Origin of the sequence: Actibacterium sp. 188UL27-1 (assembly GCF_016901225.1) — a bacterium.
Taxonomy (GTDB): Bacteria; Pseudomonadota; Alphaproteobacteria; order Rhodobacterales; family Rhodobacteraceae; genus 188UL27-1.
The window spans coordinates 131934-153132 of the sequence record NZ_JAFEUL010000002.1; the positions used below are offsets into that span (position 1 = coordinate 131934).

Below are 21199 nucleotides of genomic sequence, written 5' to 3' on the forward strand. Positions count from 1 at the left end.
GACGAAAGGCCATCGTCGGCCTGGCTTCGGCAGCGCGAATGTGTCGCGCGCGTGTTGGCACAGAAGGTAGCCTTCGACCTCCTGCTGGACTGGCTTACTGACCAACTCATGGAGATCCACCACATCAAGATATTGTCGGTGACTTTCCCTTGTGACGTGCCATTCCCTTGAACCCAATGCACAACCGTTTGATATAATGCACACCAACTTCGGCTGACTTTAACGCTTCGCCTGACAAGGCCGACACGCCCATCTCATCCCGTGGCTAGCAGTTTTCCCAATGTGGCCTGCAGCGCCCGTTGCCCGCAGCCCGCAAGCAAAGGGTGGTGGGTCGGTCCAAAATGCGCGAGGTGCTGGTCAAAACCCGACCCCGGTGCCCTGCAACACGCCGTGTTCCATGGCATAGCGGGTAAGGCCGGCGGTGGAACTGATGCCGAGCTTGCGTTTGATGTTCTTGCGATGGGTCTCCACCGTGCGGACGCTGATCCCGAGGGTATTGGCGACCTCCTTGTTCGACTGACCTTGCGCGAGTTGCAGCAGGATCGTCTGTTCGCGGCTGGTCAGGGCCTCGCGTTGATCTGATCCGTCTGGGGCGAGGGAGGCTTCGGCACCCGTACACAAATACCGCTCCCCGGCCATGACATGGTCAATGGCGTTCTTGATCGCGTCGGTCGGCACGTCTTTCAAAACATAACCACGCGCCCCGTGATTGAGGGCGGTGTTGATGTATTCGGGGCTGTCATGCATCGACAGGATCATGATCCGGGTATCAGGCGCCTTTTCCAGGATAATCTCTGTGGCGCTCAGGCCGTTCATGCCGGGCATGTTGAGATCCATCAGGATCACGTCGGGGCTCAGTGCCTCGATCCGGTCAATGGCGTCCTGCCCGTTGGCGAGTGTACCGACCACCAGAATATCGTCATAGCTTTCCAGGATCGCCTCGATCCCTTCGGCGACCATGGGGTGATCGTCAACGATCAGGACGCGGGTTTGGCCAGCGTTAGCTTGCGTATCTTTCATTCGAGTCTTCTCCTCCCGCCGAGGCAGGTCGCGCTTTGGATGGGCGGGCCGCTTCTTCGGGCGGCAACAGGTGACTGAGCGGAACATGGGCCTGAATGATTGTTCCGTCCCGGCCTGACTTGATATCCAGCCGTCCGTCCAGTTGTTCTATGCGTTCTTGCATATTCCGCAGACCAAGGCCAATGCGCCCGTTTGCACCATCGATCCCCTTGCCATTGTCACGGATCAAAAGGGTGGCGCCGCGGGCATGGCCCCAGACCTTGAGGAAGACATCCGTCGCCTCGGAATGGCGTTCGATATTGGTCAGTGCCTCCTGTGCGATGCGGTAAAGCGCGATCTTGGCGTCTGGATCCAAGCGGTTGCGGAAGACGACCGTATCGAATTGTGAGGTGATGCCAGTGCGTTTGCCAAATGCTTCGGTAAGGGTCTGCAGGGCAGGGCCAAGGCCCAGGTCATCCAGCACGCCGGGGCGCAGGTCACGGCTGATGCGGCGCACCTCCTGGATGCTGCCGGACAGGCCGTCGATCCCGCGTTCCAGGTTGGCGCTGGCCCGGGCATCGCCCGCCGTCATCCGACGTTTGGCCAGCTCAAGCGTGTAGCGCACCCCGATCAGCATTTGGCTGACGCTGTCATGCAGTTCGCGGGCGACCCGGCCGCGTTCCTCTTCCTGGGTGTCGATGATCCGGGTAGTCAGCGCCTTCAGCTTGGCATCTGCAAGACGGCGTTCCCGGATGTTCAAAAGCAGACCCGAGCAAAACACCATGAGCAGCGCACCCACGGTGATCACTCCGATCCAGATGAAGGTGCGCGCGATGCGGGCCTCCGTCTCGGCCTGGGCATTGGCCACAGTGGCGCGGACGTCGTCGATGAAGATGCCAGTGCCGACGGCCCATCGCCAGTTCTGCAGGCCGATCACATAGGTGACCATCTGCGCTTGCTCACCGGTTGAGGGCTTTTCCCAAAGATACGTGTGGTAGCCCGCGCCGGACCGGGCGATGCGGATCAATTCATCAACCACGGGCACACCTTCGGGGTCGCTTAGCCCCGCCCAGTTCTGGTTGATGAATTCGGTCTGGCGTGGGCTGACCAGATTGATGCCGTCGTAATCGTAGACGAAGAAAGAGCCGTCCTGCCCGTAGGTCATCGCGGCCAGGATCTGCATCACCCTGGTTTTGGCCTCTTCATCATCCGGAGTAGCGCGACCGTAGATCGAGAAAAACGCATTGCGCGCCAGCGTCAGGTAATTCTTCAGCTCGCGTTTCTTGGCCTCGATCAACTGCACCTCAAGCTCGCGGATTTCTCGTTTTGCCAGTTGCGAGGATTGTACCGCCACGACAAGGGAAATCGCCGCTGCCGCCAGCACCAGAGGGACGGTTGCCAACAAAAACAGCTTTTGAGCATAGTTTAGGCTGATGCGGGGCATGGAATGCGCGTTCCGTTTCATTTGCCCTCCATCCTTCCTTGAAAAGCGCCGGACGGTCAAACATTGCCACGTCGCGCTACGCAGTCCTTGGTATTTTACATTTTTGAGACGCAGCTTATGGTGCGCCACACTTGCAACGATCCGCCCATCTGAACGGGTGGGCAATCTTACCGGGAGGAACAACCTTATGGATCGTCGTTCATTTCTACGTACGGGCGCTGTTGGGGCGGCTGCCACGACGCTTGCTGCACCCGCCATCGCCCAAGGCGCCCGCACGCTGACCATGGTCACATCATGGCCTCGCGGATTTGCGGTGCTGGATGATGCTGCCACATACTTCAACGAAGCCGTCAATGCCATGTCGGGCGGCAGCCTGACCATCGAAAAGAAAGCGCCCGGGGAACTGGTTGGCGCGTTCGAGGTGTTCGACGCCGTGACATCCGGCCAGGCCGATATGTACCACTCCGCTGACTACTATTTCATTGGTCAGCACCCGGGTTATGCCTTTTTCACCGCTGTGCCGTTCGGCGCCACAGCGCAGGAACTGACCAACTGGTACTACCATGATGGTGGTCAGGATCTGCATAACGAGCTGGGCCAGATCTTTGGCCTGCATTCCATGCAGTGCGGCAATTCGGGGTCGCAGTCGGGCGGTTGGTTCCGCAACGAACTGGGTTCCGCCAGTGACTTGCAGGGTCTGCGGTTCCGTATGCCGGGCCTGGGCGGTCAGGTTTTGGGCAAGCTGGGCGCATCGGTTCAGAACATCCCCGGTGGCGAACTGTATCAGGCATTGTCTTCAGGGGCCCTGGATGGCCTGGAATGGGTTGGTCCCTTCGCCGATGAACGCGCCGGTTTCCAGGAAGTTGCCAAGGTCTACTACACGGCTGGTTTCCACGAGCCTGGATCGGGTCTGTCGGCTGCCATGAACCTGGATGTCTGGGAAAGCCTGGATGACACGCAGCGGGCGGTGATCGACAATGCGGCCAAGGCCACGACCCATTACCAGCTCAGCCAGACCCTTGCCAATAACGGTGCCGCCTTGGCCCGTTTGCAGCAGCAAGGCGTGAAAACCCTGCAATTCTCGGACGATATCTGGGATGCATTCGGTGCGGCCTCGAAAGAGGTGCTCGACGAGAATATGGGGGATGAGCTGTATGCTAAGATCCGCAACAGTTTTGATGCAAGCCTCGCGAAATCTTCCGACTGGATCCTGAAGTCGGACGGCGAATTCGTGGCGCAGCGCAACCGCGTTCTGGCAGGCTAAGCCAAAATCGACATGTCCCCGTGCTGCAAAGCGCGGGGATAATCAACGACGCCGGCAAATCGGTGCGACAGGGGGGTACAGATCATGGAATGGATGGCCTGGTTTTTTCAAAACCTGGGGCTGGCGGCCTACAATCTGGGCTATGCGCTGCTGCACCCGATGCAATGGTTGAACTGGACAGATCCGCAGGCCGTGATGCGCGTGATCTATTATGGCGGCTCGGTTGAGTTCTTTTTCGTCGTTTTGCTGGTCTTTCTGGTCGTCACCATTTCGGGCATGTTTTACCGACCCATCCTGTGGGGCATCGTGCGCGGGCTGGAATGGTTTGCCAACAATATCGGCCGCATCGCCGCCTGGGCCGGGCTGCTGATGGTGCTGCAACAAATCATCATCGTGATGATCCAGCGCATTTTTGCCAAGGCAACGATCAGCATCGGTTTCGGCGTGCCGCTGGAATTTGACATCAGCTGGTGGGCCGAGGAGCTGAAACTATATAACGCGATCATCGTCACGTTGTGCTGTGCCTATACCTTTGTTCAAGGGGGCCATGTGCGGGTCGATCTGGTCTATTCCGCCGTCGGTCACCGCACCAAGCGGGTGATCGATATGTTCGGATCGCTGTTCTTCATGATCCCTGCCGCCGTGATGATTTGGATGTATTCGTGGTATTTCATGTGGCGCCATCTGGTGACGCCCAAGGTCAGTGCCTCGGACACGCTGCAACGGTTGGTCGAGGGCAAGAGCCGCGCTTTCAAATGGAATGTCGAAACCATCGGCTTCAGCCCCAACGGCTTTAACGGCTACTTCCTGTTCAAGATCCTGCTGGTTGTGTTTACAGCCATGGTTTTCTTGCAGGCTATCGCGTTCTTTTACCGGTCCTACCTCGAATGGGTCGAGGGTGAAGAGAGCGCGGGCAAATACCACGACAAGGATAAACTCGGCGATGAAGAAGCCGAGCTTGTCGCCAGCATTCACTAGGGGGCGGGGACGATGCTTTTCGGTTTGGACGGGGTCGAAGTTGGCCTGATCATCGTATTCCTCTGCCTGTTTGGCGGGATTTTGTCGGGCTTTCCGGTCGCCTTTGCGATCGCGGGATCCGCGGTTATTTCCTTTGGGATCATCGCGGCACTCGATACATCGGGCCTGTTGATCCACCAGGCGATTGACCGGGGGAGCGAGGGATATAGGGCTCTTCTCGCCGAGGGGGTCAGGCCCGAGACGATATCGATATTCCGATACCCGGATTTGGCACGAACCGAGGTGCCGGTCTTTCCCCAAGGCTGGGAACAGGCGCTTGACCGCAATGTCAGCTTTATCGTCAACCGTATCAACGAACGGGTGCTGGCGGGTCAGTCCATTGAGACTCTGTTGGCTGTCCTGATGTTCGTTCTGATGGGCATCACGCTGGAACGCTCCAAGATTGCCAATGACTTGCTGACCACGATGGCCCGCGTCTTTGGTCCGCTTCCCGGTGGCCTCGCCGTGTCGATTGTGGTGGTGGGCGCATTCCTTGCCGCCTCGACCGGGATTGTGGGGGCGACCGTGGTGACGATGGGCCTATTGGCCTTGCCTACCATGCTGCGCAACAATTACTCGCCCGAGCTATCGACCGGGGTTATTGCGGCTTCGGGTACGTTGGGGCAGATCATCCCGCCCTCCATTGTGATCGTGCTGTTGGGCACTCTGGCCGGGGACCTTTACTCCGCCGCGCAAGAGAAACGCGCGACCACGGCAGGCTGTACCGATGCGCTGACCTATCTGGGGGAGCCGGCTGTCGTCTCCGTGGGCACCTTGTTCCAGGCTGCATTGCTCCCCGGTATCCTGCTGGCCGGTCTTTATGCGGGCTATGCGCTGGTCTTTGCCATCTTCAATCCAACCAAGGCGCCGCCTGTGGCGATGGGCGACAGCACCGGCAATATCGTGACCCGGGACGAGGCGCTGACCTGGTATCTGGGCGTGCCCGCGGCCTTGGTCGGGCTTTTGATCTTTGCCAGCACATTCGGAATTGTCGGCTCGCAGGATACAAGGGTGCAAAGCTTCTCTGACACGGGGGCGGCCGCCAGCCTGCGCACCAATGTGGGGGCGGATTGTCAGGCCGCCATGATCGAGTTGCACGGTCAAACGGCTTGGGATTTCGCTGTTGCCGAACAAAAGGCAATTGACGCGTCCGGTGGTGCCCAGCAAAGCCGCGCCTTGACCGAGGAAGAACGGGCGGAAGCCCTGGCGGTGAAGGTCGCCAATGCCGCCCCAATCGGGTCGGGTCTGGCCATCGGTCTGCTGTTGCTGTCACTGTGGATGACCACGGCCCGTGGCTGCGCTCCGCTTGCAAACCCGCGCAACCTGGTGATCGGGGGAGGAGGTGTGGCTTTGGCGCTGTTGGCCGATGCCTTCCTTTTGGGACCGCTGGCCACGCCGGGTTTCCGGTTGCTTGTCTTGGCAATCCCGCTGGCCATGGCGCTTTATGGCTGTGCCCATGGTGCGAAATATCTCAGCCAGAATGAGCTGCTTCGCGTCGTCTTCCCACCCTTGGTGCTGATCGTTGCTGTCCTGGGCTCAATCCTGGGTGGCATCACCAACCCCACCCCTGCCGCCGCTTTGGGCGCCGGTGGTGCGATCATGTTGGCGGCCTTCCGAAAGCTGCAGGACGAAGGGGGCACGGGCAAGGTCATCCTGTTTTCGACCTTTGCCTTGATCATCATGATCCTTGTCGGCGTCAACTTTGATCTGCGGGTGACGCAATCGGGCGCCGGGTTCCAGAACTGGGCGGCCTTCTTTGTTGCGCAAGCCGCATACCTTTATGCGATGTTCGGCCTGTTCTACGCCTGCTGGGTCCTGCTGCGGTCAGGGGTGTTGCCGCCGGTGGTGCGGGAAACGGCCAAGGTCACCTCGATGGTGTTTACCATCCTGATCGGGTCACAATTGTTGAACCTTGTCGTGATCTCGTTCGGTGGAGAGCACTATATCCAGGATTTCCTGCGCAGCTTTGATAATGAGTTCACGGTTTTCCTGATCGTCATGCTGGTGCTGTTCATCCTGGGCTTTGTGCTGGACTTCCTTGAGATCATTTACATCGTCATCCCCATCGTGGGTCCGGTCATCTATGGCGGCACGATGGACCCGAAATGGGTGACGATCATGATCGCGGTGAACCTACAAACCAGCTTCCTGACGCCGCCTTTTGGGTTTGCATTGTTTTACCTGCGCGGGGTTGCCCCGCCCGAGGTCACGACGGGCCATATCTATCGTGGGATCATACCGTTCGTCCTAATCCAGGTCGCCGGTCTGGCGCTGCTATGGCTGGTGCCGTCCATCGTGACGATCGTGCCCAGCCTAATCCCGAACTAAGTCGGCCACCGTTTGTGCCTATTTGGTCGCCTCGCACCGCTGAGGCGATCATTAGCACGCACTTTGCGAACAATGGCGTCAAGTGGTCATTCGGCTGCCCAAGTCGCGACAGATTTCTCACCTATCTCATCTGCAGGAATATCGAAGGATGTCGCGCAGCGGCAGGCCGATTGGTCAGCACCTAGGGGGAAAACCCGGCTTCCATTCCCGCTTTTTTAGTGACCCGGGCAAACCCATCTAGGGTGTGTACCAAGACTGAGTATGAGGACGGAAATGACATTTCTGCGCAATATCGCGGCGACGGCCCTGGTTCTGGGTTTGTCTGCAGGAGCTGCAGCAGCCAGCACCGTAACGCTTGAAAAAACGTACGCGAACCTGTTCGGCGACACCGATGAGCAGCGCTTGCGCGAGTCCGTGAGCGTCAATTACGGCACCGAAACCATTAACGCTTACGCAGGTGCGTTCCGCATTTCCGAAGCACAAGGCAAAAGCTTCATCGCGTTCTGTGTCGAATTGGCGGAGGGGCTGAAACTGCCCTTCGAATTCACCAAGACCAAGGCGTTGTTCGATGCCGCTACCACACAGCGGGTCGCACAGTTGTTTGGCACCGCTTACGAGCAGGTGACGGATGACACCAGCGCCGCCGCTTTCCAGGTCAGCCTGTGGGAAATTGTGACCGATCAGGACGGGTCGCTGGATCTGGATGACGGGATCTTTGTGCTGAACAGTGGTGGCGATGTGCGCACAACAGCCCTGGGGTTTTTGTCGGGCCTGTCTGATCCGACCGATAATCGCACCAACCTCACCTTTTACGCGGCGCCGGGTAGCCAGGATGTTGTGACCGGTACGGTTTCGCCTGTGCCCGTCCCTGCCGCTGGCCTGTTGCTAATCGGTGGTTTGGGCGGCCTGATGGTTTTGCGTCGCGCACGCGCTGCAGCCTAAGACTTCGATAGGTCGCTCCGCCTGCTCAGACAGGCGGGGGGCCAAGCAAATCCCACCGATTACCAAATGGATCTTGCCAGACGGCGACTGATCCATAGCTTTCATGGCGCGGAGCCCCTTCGAACACCACGCCGGCGGCCACCATGGCCTGATATGCCTTGTCAAATTGCCCAACGCGCAGAAAGAAGCCCACGCGCCCGCCGGTCTGATTACCAATCGCAGCTGTTTGATCCGGGCCGCTGGCCCGCGCGAGAAGGACCGCACATTGACTGTCCGGCGGGGCGACGACGACCCAGCGTTTTTCAGCGCCAAGCTCAATGTCTTCACGCAGGTCCCAACCAAGTTTCGCCACGTAAAACGCCAGCCCCGCTTCATAATCCGGCACGACGATTGCAACCAGGCTGATATGGTCAGCCGTCACGGATTACCGGTTGGCCGGTTGACTGTCCGGTAGAGAGATCCGGGCCACCTGTTCGGCAATCGGGTCAACGGAAAGGGGATGTGTTTCGCTCGAATGATCCTCGGCATTACCGATGGGGATCCATTGGCCCCCTTTATAGATTTCAAGCGCATCAAACCCCGCCTTATATCCCATTTTTGGGCTTCCAGGCACCCAATAGCCTAGATAAACATACGGCAGCTTGGCCAGGCGGGCGATCTCAATATGGTCCAGGATGACGTAGGTTCCGACTGACCGCGACGCCAGATCGGGTTCATAGAACGAATATACCATCGACAAGCCGTCTTCCAGAACGTCTGTCAGGCAAACCGCGGCAAGCGCCGAACTGTCGCCATGGTCCAAGCTGACAGGCGCGCCCGGCGCTTGTTTATATTCGATCACGCGGGAACGGACGGGCGTTTCCTCGATCATCGCGGCAAATTCGAATATATCCATATCCGCCATTCCGCCATCCGCGTGGCGACTATCCAGGTATCGACGGAACAGGTGGTATTGCTCTTCGGTGGCCCATGGGGATGTCGCGTCTCGCCGCAACGCCTCATTCCGCTTTATGGTGCGACGCTGGCTGCGCGATGGTTTGAAATCCGCCACCTTGATCCTGGCCGACAGGCACGCATTGCAGTCGGCACAAGACGGACGATACAGCACGTTCTGCGACCGCCTGAACCCCTGTTTCGATAGGGTATCGTTCAATCGCTCGGCATAATCGCCTTGCAACGCTGTAAACAACTTCCGCTCCATCCGACCCTCAAGGTAAGGGCAGGGCTGAGGGGCCGTCACATAAAACTGCGGCGCAATAGGAAGGGTGTGGCGCATGGATGTTCACTTGCAAGTTGAACGGACGGTAGCAGGGCTGATCGGTCTCGCCAAGCCCTGCGATTGACTATCATCAATTGCCGCGCCGTTCTTGCCCGACCTTTGGTTTTTACGCCCGGGCGCTGCGATTGATCGCAACCGTTCCCAGAAACAAATCACCCAGACTTTGCCCGCGCTCGGTAAACAGCATTGTCCCGATGGAGATCAACTGCGGCACCACAAACGACATCGACAGCGAATAGATCAGCGTGTGTAAAAATGCCTCTGGCAGGGTCATTGGGCCGCCGTTATGGGTGCGAAACGAAATGGCCATCAACCGCATGCCCCATGTCGCGGATCCGCCTGCCAACGTCATCACCCGGTACAGAAATCCCAGAACCAGCCACAGCAACGGCAGAAAAAATAGGGCGGTAAATGCCGTGAACGGGATCGCGACAATGGTCAGGATTGCAATGAGAACGCCATCCACGATCCAGGCAATGGCCCGTTTCATCGGGACATCGGCATAAAATTCAGCGTGAAGCTCCGGATCGGGAAGCCGGTCATTTGTATACGGCATGGCCCTCATGTGGCAGATCCTTTTCGTGATTTAAATGGGGGTAGCGCCCCTTCTTGGCGGATTGGCGCCGGACAGGTCAAAAGGCCGGGCCCCAACGGGATCGGCCTTTTGCAGTGTCGGATTAGGCAGGCTCAGCGGCGCTGTCGTCGGACCTGGCGCTTTTGGCGCGGTCATCCATGAATTGGTCGAATTCGGATTTGTCCTTGGCGGCGCGCAGACGTTCCAAAAAGGCTTCGAACGCCTCCTGTTCATCCTGCAACCGGCGGATCGTTTCCGATTTATAGGCGTCAAACGCGATGTTGCCTGACGATTTGAACTTCATGCCACGGATGTGGTTGTGATCGCGCCGTTTGGCGCAACTTCCTGAAAACATGCGCTTACTCCAGATCATATATGCGAGAAAGGCCAGGCCGATGGGCCAGAAGAAGACAAATCCCAGAACCATGGCTGCGATCCAGGCGCCTTTGCCCCGGTCATCGAGCCAAGCCTCGGTCCGGCCAAACCAGGACTGGCCAGAAGAAGCGGATACAGCAGGTGTCATGTAGGTCTCCGTTGTTGCGATTGTATGTGAATGCTTTTCACATGACATGAGATGGGGACCGGTCACGCATCCGTCAAGCCGGTATGTAAAACTATTTCACATCCCGAGCTATCACCTTCGATAAAGTCGAATTTATTGACGTTTCGCAATGGTATAGGCCTCAGGGACCGTTCAAGCAGGGCGCCGGTTGTTCCAGCCGAAGCCCTGGAAAACACATCATTGACCCGCGGGTATTCCCGCGGCAAGGCTCTGACCATGTCGCCAAACCTCGCCTCCCGGATCATCCGCACACCCCTACCATTCGACGCCGAGGCGGCCGCGGATATTGCAGACCTCTATCCCGACCAGGTGAAGGCCGTGGCCGATCTGCTAATGGGGACTGCGGGGTGCAGCCTCTTCCTCCGGGGTCTGTTGGAAAAGGAGCGGACTTGGCTGGCGCACGCACTGACCCAAGATCCCGTCACGGTGGCAGATGACATTCTGGCCGATCTCTCCCCAAGGCCCGAGGCCGAGTTGCGCCCCGCCTTGCGTCGGGCCAAGCGGCGGATGGCGCTGTGGGTCGCACTCATGGATCTTGGCGGTGTCTGGACCCTGCAGGATGTGACCGCGGCATTAACCAACCTAGCGGATCATGCAGTGGATACGGCCCTTAAATCCGCGCTGCTGGTTGAACTGAACCGGGGCAAAGTGCCGGGCGACGGCCCCGATGATCTGACCGATGCAGCAGGTGTCACAGTACTGGCCATGGGAAAGATGGGGGCGGGGGAATTGAACTATTCCTCCGATATCGACCTGATCTTCCTGTTCGACAATACCCGTTTCACCGGGCCCGATGTGGGGGAGGCGCGCGCTGCATTCATCCGGGCCACCCGCAAGACCTGTGCAATGCTCAGTGACATCACCGCCGATGGCTATGTCTTTCGCACCGACCTGCGCCTGCGCCCCGATGCTGCCGTGACGCCGGTCTGCGTCGCCATCGACGCGGCGGAACAGTATTATGAAAGCGTGGGCCGCACCTGGGAGCGGGCCGCCTTTATCAAGGCGCGCGCCTGTGCCGGTAACATCGCCGTTGGTGCGGCATTCATTGATCGGCTCCGCCCTTTTGTCTGGCGGCGGCACCTGGATTTCGCCGCCATTCAGGATGCCTATGACATGCGCAAGGCGATCCGCGACCATAAGGGCCTGCACGGGGATCGGCTTGATGGTCGCGATCTGAAACTGGGGCGCGGCGGGATCCGTGAGATCGAATTTTTCACCCAGACCCGCCAGTTGATCGCGGGGGGGCGTGACGCCACGCTGCGCAGTGCGCGCACGGTCGATGCGCTGCGGTGCCTTGCAGAGGGCGACTGGATCGATCACCAAACAGCGGATGCGCTGATTGCGGATTACCGGTCCCACCGGGAGGTTGAACATCGCCTTCAGATGGTGGCCGACGCCCAGACCCACCTTCTTCCCAAATCCGAGCAGGGTTTTGACCGCATCGCGCGGATGATGGGGCAGGGGGATACGGGCGCCTTCCGGGCAGAGTTGCGCACGCGGCTCGACCGTGTGGCGGGCCTGACAGAGGCGTTCTTTCGCCCTGATAATGGCGCGGCGGCCCCGCGGGGGGATGATCCCCCCATCGTAAAGGGATGGGCGCGCTATCCCGCCATGCGCTCCGCCCGCGCTGTTGAGATCTTTGAGCGGCTTAAACCCGACCTTCTAAAGCGACTAGGAGAAGCCACCAAACCGGAGGAGGCGTTCGCAGCCTTCGATGGTTTTCTGTCGGGCCTGCCTGCCGGCGTTCAGATCTTTTCCCTGTTCGAGGCCAACCCGAAATTGCGCGCGATGATCGTGGATATCGCGGCGACCGCGCCACCGCTGGCCCGCTATCTGTCACGCCATTCCCGGGTCTTGGATGCGGTGATCGGCGGTGATTTCTTTGCGCCCTGGCCGGATCAACTCAGTCTGCAGGCCGGATTGGGTGCCGCGTTGCAGGCCGCGCCGGACTACGAGGCGCAGCTTGATGCGGCCCGCCTCTGGGCCAAGGAGTGGCATTTTCGCATCGGCGTGCATCACTTGCGCGGTCTGACGGATGCGACCCAGGCTGGCGCGCAGTATGCCGACCTGGCCCAATCTGTCCTTGCGGCGCTGTACCCGGCCGTCTTGGGGCATCTGGCGCGGCGGCATGGAGCGCCCCCGGGGCGCGGGGCGGTCATTTTGGCCATGGGGTCGTTGGGCGGCGGGTGGCTCAATGCCCATTCCGACCTCGATCTTATCGTCATCTACGATGCGGACGGAAACGACACCTCCGATGGTCCCCGCCCCCTGGCCGCACGCCCCTATTATGCTCGACTGACGCAATCTCTGATCACAGCGCTTTCAGCCCCAACGGCGCAAGGAAAGCTCTATGACGTCGATATGCGCCTGCGGCCCTCGGGCAAGCAGGGACCGGTGGCCACATCCCTGGCTGCGTTTCAACGCTACCACGCAGAAGAAGCATGGACCTGGGAACACCTCGCGTTGACCCTTGCGCGCCCCGTGGCCGGTCCAGAACAGGTGCAAGTTGATGTGGCCGCAGCTCGGCGCGCCATTCTTGGCGCGCCCCATGACCGGGCACAGGTCCTATCCGATCTGGTGGATATGCGGGCCCGGCTGGCCAGCCAGGCTGGTCAGCTCTCGGCCTATGAAGCAAAGCTGGGCGCCGGTCGCGCCCAGGACATCGCCTTGTTGGCCCAAACGGCGGCAGTTCTGTCGGGGCAGGCCGCGGGCACCATCCCTGAACAGTTGCTCCAGGCTGCTGGATGGATCCCGGATGATAGCATCGCCACGCTCACTCGGATGCATAACCTATGCCGATCTGTTCAAAGCGCGGGCCGTTTGGTGGCCGATGGCGCGGTCTCTGACACCACATTGGGGCAAGGCGGCGCACAGGTCCTCCTGCGGGAGACAGGACAACCGGACCTTGCCAAGCTGAATGCGCATCTGACCCAGCTGGCCTCCGAATGTGATCGGATCATAACGGATGCCCTTGCCGCGCCCTGAGCATCCGCTAACTTCGCCAAAGTAAAGGAGATGCCATGAAAGGCGACGCACTGGACCCGAAGGGCCTGATCCAGGACAGTTATCGGATCGATGGTATTTCATCCCCGGAATGCCGGTCGATCTTCGTCGATTGGGCGCTGTCCACGGGTGCGGGCATTCAGGACCGCGCGGCCATCATGGCCCTGTTGGAGCGCTATGGGGCCGAGGCCCCCGACCATCCTATGACGGCTGTCCTGAAAGAAGGGCTTGCCACGGATCCTGGCGCAGGCAAACGCCGTGGTGGCCGAAAGGGGCGCGTTGCCTCCTGACCGGGCCAGGCGTTAGTTCGCCCGATGGCACGTCGCCGCCTGATAGATCTTTCCGGTATCATCGAAATATAGCGTCTCGGCGGCCAGAACGCCGTGATGGTTCAGAGATGTGATCACCATCATTTCATGGCCTTCGAACACGTCTTGAACCCGGAAACGAAGGCCCGGTTGACGGGCCAATGCGGCAGACCAGTGAGCACGCAGCCTTTCCATTCCGATGATTTCGCCAGAGCCAACCAATGGCACGACCTTTCAGGATCGAAGGACGATGTCGATCTGGTAATGGTCCGGGATCTTATCCAGATCGTGACTGTTCCAACCGTCTTCCCACAACCGCGCAAACGCGTTGGCCGTCATTGACCCGGCACCCACAGAATCAGGCCGCCCGCGGCAACCTGGCAGCTTCCCGGGCCAGGGCGGTGATACCGTCCCAATCGCCAGCCTCGATCAATCCGGTCGGCGCCACCCAGCTTCCGCCGACGCAGAGTGTGTTTGGCAGGCCCAGATAATCGGGAGCATTCTTCAGGCTGACCCCGCCTGTCGGGCAAAAGCTGATCTGGGGCAGGGGGGAGGACAGGGATTTGAGCGCCACAGCCCCGCCGGACGCCTCCGCTGGAAAGAACTTTTGGACCGTGTAGCCCTTTTCCAACAGCTCCATAGCCTCGGTCGCAGTGGCAGCACCCGGCAGTAATGGCAAATCTGCGGCCACGCAGGCCTCTAACAACCGATCCGTCGACCCGGGTGAGACGCCGAATTGCGCGCCCGCCGAAACCGCCGCCGAAACATCGTCAGGTGTCAGCAACGTGCCTGCCCCAACCACGCCGCCCTCGACATCTGCCATCTCGCGGATCACATCCAGTGCTGCAGGGGTGCGCAGGGTAACCTCCAGCGCGGGCAAGCCGCCCGCCACCAACGCTTTGGCCAGATCCTTGGCGATGGCGGCGTCATGCACGACAAGAACGGGGACAACCGGCGCCAACATGCAGATTTCGCGTGGACGACGGCTCAGGGTATCGGGGGTCATCGAAATGTCCTTGTCTGGCGGAATGGGATACCGGTCATGTGCCCCGCGCCGTGGCAAAGGTCAAACGACTACACCGGCCCCATCGGTCGACAGGCCCACAGTATGGCGGAACATCGTGAACAATTCGCGCCCCGTCCCATGGTCATTGGCAGACAGGTCAGGTTGCACGGGCTGGCGTTGATCGAAATCCGCGGCCAGCACGGTCAGCGCGCCGGTTACGGCATCCACCCGCACCACATCGCCATCACGCAGCCGCGCCAGTGGGCCACCCTTGGCCGCCTCTGGTGTGACATGGATCGCCGATGGCACCTTGCCCGACGCGCCCGACATCCGCCCATCGGTCACCAACGCGACCCTTAGCCCGCGATCCTGCAGGACGGCCAGACACGGCGTCAGCGCGTGCAGTTCCGGCATCCCATTGGCCGATGGCCCCTGAAACCGCACCACGATCACCGTATCCTCGGTAAACTCACCGGCCTTGAATGCGGCTTTCACGGCATCCTGGGTGCTGAAGATCCGCGCCTTGGCCTCGATCACATGGCGCTCTGGTGCCACGGCCGAGACCTTCATGATCCCGCGACCCAGATTGCCTTTCAGCTCTCTCAGGCCGCCGGTCTTTTGGAACGGGTCGGTGGCAGGGCGCAGGATCTTGTCATTCTGGCTGTCCACGGGGCCGGGGCCGTAGACCACCGCGCCGTCCCTCAGCTTGGGTTCCTGCGTGTAAAGTGACAGACCATCCCCCGCCACGGTCGTCACATCCTCGTGCAGCAATCCGGCCTCGAGCAACTGCCCGATCATATAGCCCAGGCCGCCAGCCGCATGGAAATGGTTCACGTCGGCCAGCCCATTGGGATAAACCTTGGCCATCAGCGGCGTGATCTCCGACAGATCCGAGAAGTCCTGCAAATCCAGGATTACCCCCGCCGCCCGCGCCATGGCAGGCAGGTGCAACACCAGGTTGGTGGAGCCGCCGGTCGCCATCAACCCGATGATCCCGTTCACAAACGCCTTCTCGTCTAAAACCTGCGCGACAGGGCGATAATCATTGCCAAGGGCGGTGATCTGCATCGCGCGCTCGGTTCCCGCTACGGTCAATGCCTCCCGCAACGGCGTGCCCGGATTGACAAAGCTGGCCCCGGGCAGGTGCAGGCCCATCACCTCCATCAGCATCTGGTTCGAATTCGCCGTGCCGTAAAAGGTGCAGGTTCCCGGGCCGTGATAGCTGGCCATCTCCGCCTCCATCAGTTTGTCCCGTCCAATCTCTCCGGCGGCAAACTGTTGGCGCACCTTGGCCTTTTCATCATTGGGCAACCCGCTGACCATCGGCCCCGCGGGCAGAAAGATCCCCGGCAGATAGCCAAAGGTAGCTGCGGCAATCACCAAGCCTGGTACGATCTTGTCGCACACACCCAGGTAAAGTGCCGCATCAAAGGTGTTGTGGCTTAGTGAAACACCGGTCGCCAGCGCAATCACATCGCGCGAAAACAGGCTCAACTCCATCCCGGTCTGGCCTTGTGTGACCCCGTCGCACATGGCGGGCACCCCACCTGCCACCTGCGCTGTGCCGCCCGCAGCCCGGGCGGCCGCCTTGATCACGGCGGGAAAGCTTTCAAACGGCTGATGCGCGCTCAGCATGTCATTGTAGGCGGTGATGATGCCCAGATTGGCAGTGCGTTCGGCCACCAACTCGCCCTTATCCTCCCCCATCGCGGCATAGGCATGGGCCTGGTTACCGCAACTCAGATGTGCCCGGCGCGGCCCGTCACCGGCCGCCTTCGCCATCCGCTCCAGATAAGCGCTGCGGCTTGCAGCACTCCGGTCCTTGATACGATCTGTGACGGCGTGCAGGGTCGGGTGCAGGGGCATAGCAACGTCTCCGCGCTGGGTTGCGTTGACCATGAGGTAGCTTGTTAGCGCTAACCGGGCAAGTGAACATTGCCCAGCCCGTGCATTTGCCGCAACCCGGCGATCAGTGTCCTCCGTGGCGGATCCGTTAACCAAATGCTGCAATTCATGAGGCCGCGCGCCTGGCACGTAATCAACGGTAAACCGAACTCGCGTAATTCCTTAATGAACTGGCCGAAGATGCCGGAGATTGCCGGGCCAAAGCGCCCGCCTCCCCAAGCAGTCAGGGCCGCTCGCCCGAAAGGAATGCAGGACAATGCCGTCAAAACTCTTCATCGCCCTGTTGGGGTTGTTGTTCATCTGTGCGTGCAGCGCCCCGGATGTATCGCGCAACGTCCCGCAACTGAACTCAAACTACATGTGGTCCGTGGGTATGGTGCGCTAAGCTCTTTTCGCCCGACGCGATCCGGCGTAGCTGGGGGGGATGACCGAAACAGACCACCCCACCGTTCGCCTGCGGCCCAAGGCCGATGCCAAAGCCATCCGCCATGGCTTCCCCTGGGTCTATGCCGATGAACTGGTGCTGGATCGCCGGTCCAAGGCGCTGGATGCCGGCACCATTGCCTTACTGACCGATGCTGACCGGCAAGAGCTTGGCCTGGTCGCCGTCAATTCGCACTCAAAGATCATCTGCCGGATGCTGGACCGCGATCCCCGTGCAATCATTGACCAAAACTGGTTCGCTGCCCATCTCAGCCGCGCGCTTGACCTGCGCCAAAAGCTGTTTGATGCCCCCTATTACCGCCTTATCCATGCAGAGGCCGACGGCCTGCCAGGTGTCGTCATCGACCGGTTCGGCGACGTCGCCGTCATCCAGCCCAATGCCGCCTGGTCCGACCGCTTGCTCACACCGCTCGCTGCCGCGCTGCAACAGGTCGCCGGTGTGACGACAATCGTCAAAAACGCGACGGGCCGCTCCCGCACGCTGGAAGGGCTGGATGAAGAAACGACTGTTCTGACCGGCGCCATCTCAGGCCCGATCCCCGTCCCCATGAACGGTGCGATCTACATGGCCGACGTGATCGGCGGCCAGAAGACTGGCCTGTTCTTCGATCAACGCCCCAACCATGCTTTTGCGGCCCAATTCGCCCAAGGCGCGCGCATGCTGGACGTATTCTCCCATGTCGGCGGTTTCGGACTGGCCGCCCTCGCTGCCGGGGCCAGCCATGTCACAGCCATCGACGGCTCGGCCCCAGCCCTTGCCCTGGCGCAAGAAGGTGCCACCCGCATGGGCTGCGCCGATCGCTTTGCAACACGCAAAGGCGATGCCTTCGCGGTGATGGAGGAACTGGCGAAAGAGGGCGCAACCTTCGATCTGATCATCTGCGATCCGCCAGCCTTTGCGCCAGCCAAGCCCGCATTGGAGGCCGGTCTGCGCGCCTATGAACGCACGGCGCGGCTCGCGGCCAAGCTGGTGGCACCGGGTGGGATCCTGGGCCTGTGTTCTTGCTCCCACGCCGCTGATCTGACCCGGTTTCGCAATGCGTCATCCCGCGGGATTGGCCGTGCCGGTCGCCGCGGTGTGATCCTCCATACGGGGTTCGCCGGGCCCGATCATCCGGTGCTCCCGCATCTGGCAGAAACGAGCTACCTCAAATCCGTGATCTGCCGTTTGTGATGAAGAAGGTCCTCATCGACACCTGCGTTCTTTACCCGACCGTCGCCCGCGAGGTGCTGCTTCAAGTGGCCAAGGCAGGCCTGTTCCAACCGCTCTGGTCCCCACGTATTCTTGAGGAATGGGCTCACGCCGCCCGCAAGATCGGCCCAGCCGGACAGGTGCAGGCCCAGGCCGAGATTGCCCTGGCTACGGCCGCCTGGCCAAATGCCATCGTCACTCCGAAAGAGGGCGATATGGCCCGCCTCTGGCTTCCCGATGAAAACGATATCCATGTCCTGGCCGCTGCCATCGCCGGATCAGCCGACCTGATCCTGACCTGGAACGCCAAGGACTTCCCGCGCCATACCCTCCACGAAGAAGGGATAGACCGGAATGATCCAGATAGTTTCCTTATGAAGCTGTGGCTTGATCGAACCAATATCGTGACCGAGGCCGCGGATCGCATCTATGCCCAATCCCGGAACCTCGAAAATGTCCCCAAAACCCGCCGCGCTCTTCTAAAAAAGGCTCGCCTTCCACGCCTTGCCCGTGCGCTAGATCGTTAAATCTTTCTCATTATGTGTTCAAAAATATCCCCACCGGACGCACAAACTCAATTATCGCGCCACTAGATTTAGTGCCTCCGGCGGGGATATTTTTGAACACATGATGATGTAACGGTTGTGTAAGTGTCGCACGGCAGCGGCGAGATCAGCTTTCCAGTCTTGGAGTATCCCACCGGGCTTCCAGTTCTTCGATGGCCTTGACCCGATCCTCGGTCTTTGGATGGCTTAGTAGCCAAGCTGGTGGACCAGCCCCCATATTGCCGGTGATCTGTGCCAGCTTCCCGAACAGGGTTTTTTGCGGGCCCGTTCCGATGCCGGATTTGACCAGCAGGGCAGCCGCATAAGCGTCGGCCTCGTACTCATCCGACCGGCTGAGCCGGGCTGAGATCAGTGACATCAACATGTTGGCGATCCAGACGCCCAACCCTGGAATAAACCGGTTGACGATGGTGATCAGAACAACGCGCAGGGCATTCTGGCCGGAAAAGTCGATCATCCGCCGTCGGGCATGGCCCAAGGCGACATGGCCAAGCTCATGGGCGATGACACTGGCCATCTCATCGGCAGAAACGTCGCCTTGGCGATACTTGTTGAAGAAGCCGCGGGTGATGAAGATCCGGCCATCCTCGACCGCCAGGCCATTGACCACATCAACCTCGTAGATATGGACCGGGATCCGGTCGATCTCCAACGCACCGGCCATGCGGTCTGTCAGGATGTTCAGCATCGGATCCGAAAGCTCGGTCGATTCCTTGTCGAGCATCCTTGCCGTCCGCCAAACCGAGAAGCGGTACATCGCAATGCCATAGATCACAGCCAATAGGATTGGTAGAATTTTGAACATATCTGCAATATCGGGCGCAGATAGCGTATCGGCAAGGGCGGATCACCGTGATTTCGAACGGGACCGGCCGGTCCGGAGCGTCAACGGATCATGATCCGACCGCGCGGAGCATATGTCTGGGATACATACGGTATATGCATAAGTTGTGCATGCCATGTGACCGGCGTTAGCCGTTCAGTTCCCTCATACCGCGGGAGATGCCGTCCAGCGTCATGGGCACCATGCGATCTTCAAAGATTTGGCGGATCATGCTGATCGACTGGGTATATTGCCAATGCCGCTCGGGCAGGGGGTTGATCCACAAATGATTTGGCCACTGCTCGCGCGCCCGGGCCAGCCAAAGCTGGCCGGGTTCGGCATTCCAGTGCTCATTGGCGCCACCCGGATACAGGATTTCATAGGGGCTCATGCTCGCATCTCCTACGAAAATGCATTTGTAATCAGCGCCATAGGTGCGCAGCACCTCGGCTGTTGGGGTTTGGGCCTGCCAGCGCCGGCGATTGTCGCGCCAGACACCTTCATACAGGCAATTGTGAAAGTAGAAGTATTCCAGGTGCTTGAACTCAGCCCGGGCGGCAGAAAACAGCTCTTCGACGACGCGAATATAGGGGTCCATAGAGCCGCCAACATCCAGAAATAAAAGGACTTTCACCGCGTTGCGCCGCTCAGGTCGGGTCTGCACATCCAGATAACCATGCTCCGCAGTGGCGCGAATGGTGCCGTCCAGATCCAGTTCCTCATTGGCCCCGTCACGGGCCCAGCGGCGCAACCGTTTCAACGCCACCTTGATGTTGCGCGTGCCCAGTTCCACGCCATCATCCAGATTGCGGAATTCCCTTTTGTCCCAGACCTTTACCGCCTGCTGATGTCGGCTTTCCTGTTGTCCGATCCGTACGCCTTCGGGGTTGTAGCCATAGGCGCCAAACGGCGATGTTCCTCCGGTTCCGATCCATTTATTACCGCCCTGATGGCGACCTTCCTGCTCTTTAAGACGTTCCCTGAGAGTCTCCATCAGCTTGTGAAAACCGCCCATGGCCTCGATCTCCGCCCGCTCTTCCTCGGTCAGGTGCTTTTCGGCTAGCTTGGTCAGCCAGTCTTGCGGGATGTCCACAGCTTCCATCACTGCTTCGGCGGAGACTTCCTCCAACCCCTTGAAGCTATGGGAAAAAGCCTGATCAAACCGGTCAATGTGGCGTTCATCCTTCACCAAGGCAGCGCGTGCCAGATAATAGAACCCTTCGATGTCATAGGTCGTCAGGTTACGGCCTATGGCCTCCAAAAAGGTCAGGTGTTCGCGCACGGTAACCGGTACGCGGGCCTTCCGCAGAGTAAAGAAAAATGGCAAAAACATGTGATAACGATAGGGCGAATTGCGGTGGAGGGGAATGGGGTGCAGCTACAGCATCCGTTCGATCACGATCGTCAGGAACAGGCCGACCAAGCCAAGGGCGATCCCGTATCCAGCGGCATATTGCGCCATGTCCAGCCCTTTGCCGCCACGTTTGCGCGCAGTCATGGCACCCAAAATGCCGCCGCCCACCAGTCCTGCAATGACAATCAT

The 21199-nt window shown here is 59.9% G+C and carries 19 protein-coding genes; 8 read left to right on the forward strand and 11 right to left on the reverse strand.

The genetic code is table 11. The features are described 5' to 3' along the window. Positions 1-357: 357 nt before the first annotated feature. Both IU397_RS03760 and IU397_RS03765 read right to left on the reverse strand, forming a co-directional pair. Positions 358-1020 (reverse strand): response regulator transcription factor, encoded by a 663-nt coding sequence (locus IU397_RS03760; protein ID WP_204410874.1) that lies wholly within the window; start codon positions 1018-1020, stop codon positions 358-360. Beyond that, a complete protein-coding gene (locus tag IU397_RS03765) occupies positions 1001-2464 on the reverse strand; it encodes a cache domain-containing protein (protein ID WP_239479581.1) in 1464 nt (487 codons plus the stop codon). The genes IU397_RS03760 and IU397_RS03765 overlap by 20 nt, the downstream gene beginning before the upstream one ends. 166 nt (positions 2465-2630) lie before the next feature. Here IU397_RS03765 and IU397_RS03770 point away from each other — a divergent pair, with 166 nt between their 5' ends. From IU397_RS03770 to IU397_RS03785, 4 genes are all read left to right on the forward strand, one after another. Further along, entirely contained in the window at positions 2631-3707 is a 1077-nt protein-coding gene (locus IU397_RS03770) for a TRAP transporter substrate-binding protein (protein ID WP_204410876.1), read from the forward strand. Positions 3708-3791: 84 nt separating this feature from the next. After that, a complete protein-coding gene (locus IU397_RS03775; protein WP_204410879.1) occupies positions 3792-4685 on the forward strand; it encodes a TRAP transporter small permease subunit in 894 nt (297 codons plus the stop codon). A gap of 12 nt (positions 4686-4697) precedes the next feature. Next, positions 4698-7052 carry a TRAP transporter large permease subunit gene (locus tag IU397_RS03780; protein WP_204410881.1) on the forward strand — a complete coding sequence of 785 codons (2355 nt, stop codon included), beginning with the start codon at positions 4698-4700 and terminating at the stop codon, positions 7050-7052. A gap of 273 nt (positions 7053-7325) precedes the next feature. Further along, the gene (locus IU397_RS03785; RefSeq protein WP_204410883.1) at positions 7326-7994 is read left to right on the forward strand and encodes a hypothetical protein; all 669 of its coding nucleotides are present in this window, start codon (positions 7326-7328) and stop codon (positions 7992-7994) included. A gap of 25 nt (positions 7995-8019) precedes the next feature. Here the strand turns inward: IU397_RS03785 and IU397_RS03790 are convergent, their stop codons facing one another. The 4 genes from IU397_RS03790 to IU397_RS03805 all read right to left on the reverse strand — a co-directional run bounded on the left by IU397_RS03790 (position 8020) and on the right by IU397_RS03805 (position 10370). Next, positions 8020-8415, reverse strand: coding sequence for a VOC family protein (locus IU397_RS03790; RefSeq protein ID WP_204410885.1), 396 nt, complete (start codon positions 8413-8415; stop codon positions 8020-8022). A 3-nt stretch (positions 8416-8418) separates the two neighbouring features. Next, positions 8419-9270, reverse strand: a complete 852-nt coding sequence (locus IU397_RS03795) for an arginyltransferase (RefSeq protein WP_204410887.1) — start codon at positions 9268-9270, stop codon at positions 8419-8421. Between the two features lie 109 nt (positions 9271-9379). Next, complete coding sequence (locus IU397_RS03800) at positions 9380-9838, reverse strand: RDD family protein (RefSeq protein ID WP_370541608.1); 459 nt, start codon at positions 9836-9838, stop codon at positions 9380-9382. A gap of 112 nt (positions 9839-9950) precedes the next feature. Then, entirely contained in the window at positions 9951-10370 is a 420-nt protein-coding gene (locus tag IU397_RS03805) for a DUF2852 domain-containing protein (RefSeq protein ID WP_204410889.1), read from the reverse strand. Between the two features lie 255 nt (positions 10371-10625). On the opposite strand from IU397_RS03805, the gene IU397_RS03810 reads away from it, so the two are divergent. Both IU397_RS03810 and IU397_RS03815 read left to right on the forward strand, forming a co-directional pair. Next, the gene (locus IU397_RS03810; protein WP_204410891.1) at positions 10626-13394 is read left to right on the forward strand and encodes a glutamine-synthetase adenylyltransferase; all 2769 of its coding nucleotides are present in this window, start codon (positions 10626-10628) and stop codon (positions 13392-13394) included. A 35-nt stretch (positions 13395-13429) separates the two neighbouring features. Then, on the forward strand, positions 13430-13702 hold the full coding sequence (locus tag IU397_RS03815; RefSeq protein WP_204410893.1) for a hypothetical protein: 273 nt from the start codon (positions 13430-13432) through the stop codon (positions 13700-13702). A gap of 376 nt (positions 13703-14078) precedes the next feature. On the opposite strand, the gene eda is transcribed toward IU397_RS03815, so the two are convergent. Both eda and edd read right to left on the reverse strand, forming a co-directional pair. Beyond that, complete coding sequence (gene eda / locus IU397_RS03825; RefSeq protein WP_204410895.1) at positions 14079-14726, reverse strand: bifunctional 4-hydroxy-2-oxoglutarate aldolase/2-dehydro-3-deoxy-phosphogluconate aldolase; 648 nt, start codon at positions 14724-14726, stop codon at positions 14079-14081. Between the two features lie 60 nt (positions 14727-14786). Beyond that, on the reverse strand, positions 14787-16592 hold the full coding sequence (edd, locus tag IU397_RS03830) for a phosphogluconate dehydratase (protein ID WP_204410897.1): 1806 nt from the start codon (positions 16590-16592) through the stop codon (positions 14787-14789). Positions 16593-17055: 463 nt separating this feature from the next. Here edd and IU397_RS03835 point away from each other — a divergent pair, with 463 nt between their 5' ends. Together IU397_RS03835 and IU397_RS03840 are read left to right on the forward strand one after the other, a co-directional pair. Continuing rightward, the gene (locus IU397_RS03835) at positions 17056-18249 is read left to right on the forward strand and encodes an RSP_2647 family RNA methyltransferase (protein ID WP_204410899.1); all 1194 of its coding nucleotides are present in this window, start codon (positions 17056-17058) and stop codon (positions 18247-18249) included. After that, positions 18249-18794: an RSP_2648 family PIN domain-containing protein gene (locus tag IU397_RS03840; protein WP_204410901.1), complete on the forward strand. Its 546-nt coding sequence runs from the start codon at positions 18249-18251 to the stop codon at positions 18792-18794. The genes IU397_RS03835 and IU397_RS03840 overlap by 1 nt, the downstream gene beginning before the upstream one ends. Positions 18795-18939: 145 nt before the next feature. Here IU397_RS03840 and IU397_RS03845 read toward each other — a convergent pair whose 3' ends face one another. The 3 genes from IU397_RS03845 to IU397_RS03855 all read right to left on the reverse strand — a co-directional run bounded on the left by IU397_RS03845 (position 18940) and on the right by IU397_RS03855 (position 21199). Beyond that, positions 18940-19638, reverse strand: coding sequence for a M48 family metalloprotease (locus IU397_RS03845; protein ID WP_204410904.1), 699 nt, complete (start codon positions 19636-19638; stop codon positions 18940-18942). A 166-nt stretch (positions 19639-19804) separates the two neighbouring features. Beyond that, a complete protein-coding gene (locus tag IU397_RS03850; protein ID WP_204410906.1) occupies positions 19805-20989 on the reverse strand; it encodes a VWA domain-containing protein in 1185 nt (394 codons plus the stop codon). 45 nt (positions 20990-21034) lie between these two features. Then, positions 21035-21199, reverse strand: coding sequence for a hypothetical protein (locus IU397_RS03855; RefSeq protein ID WP_204410909.1), 165 nt, complete (start codon positions 21197-21199; stop codon positions 21035-21037).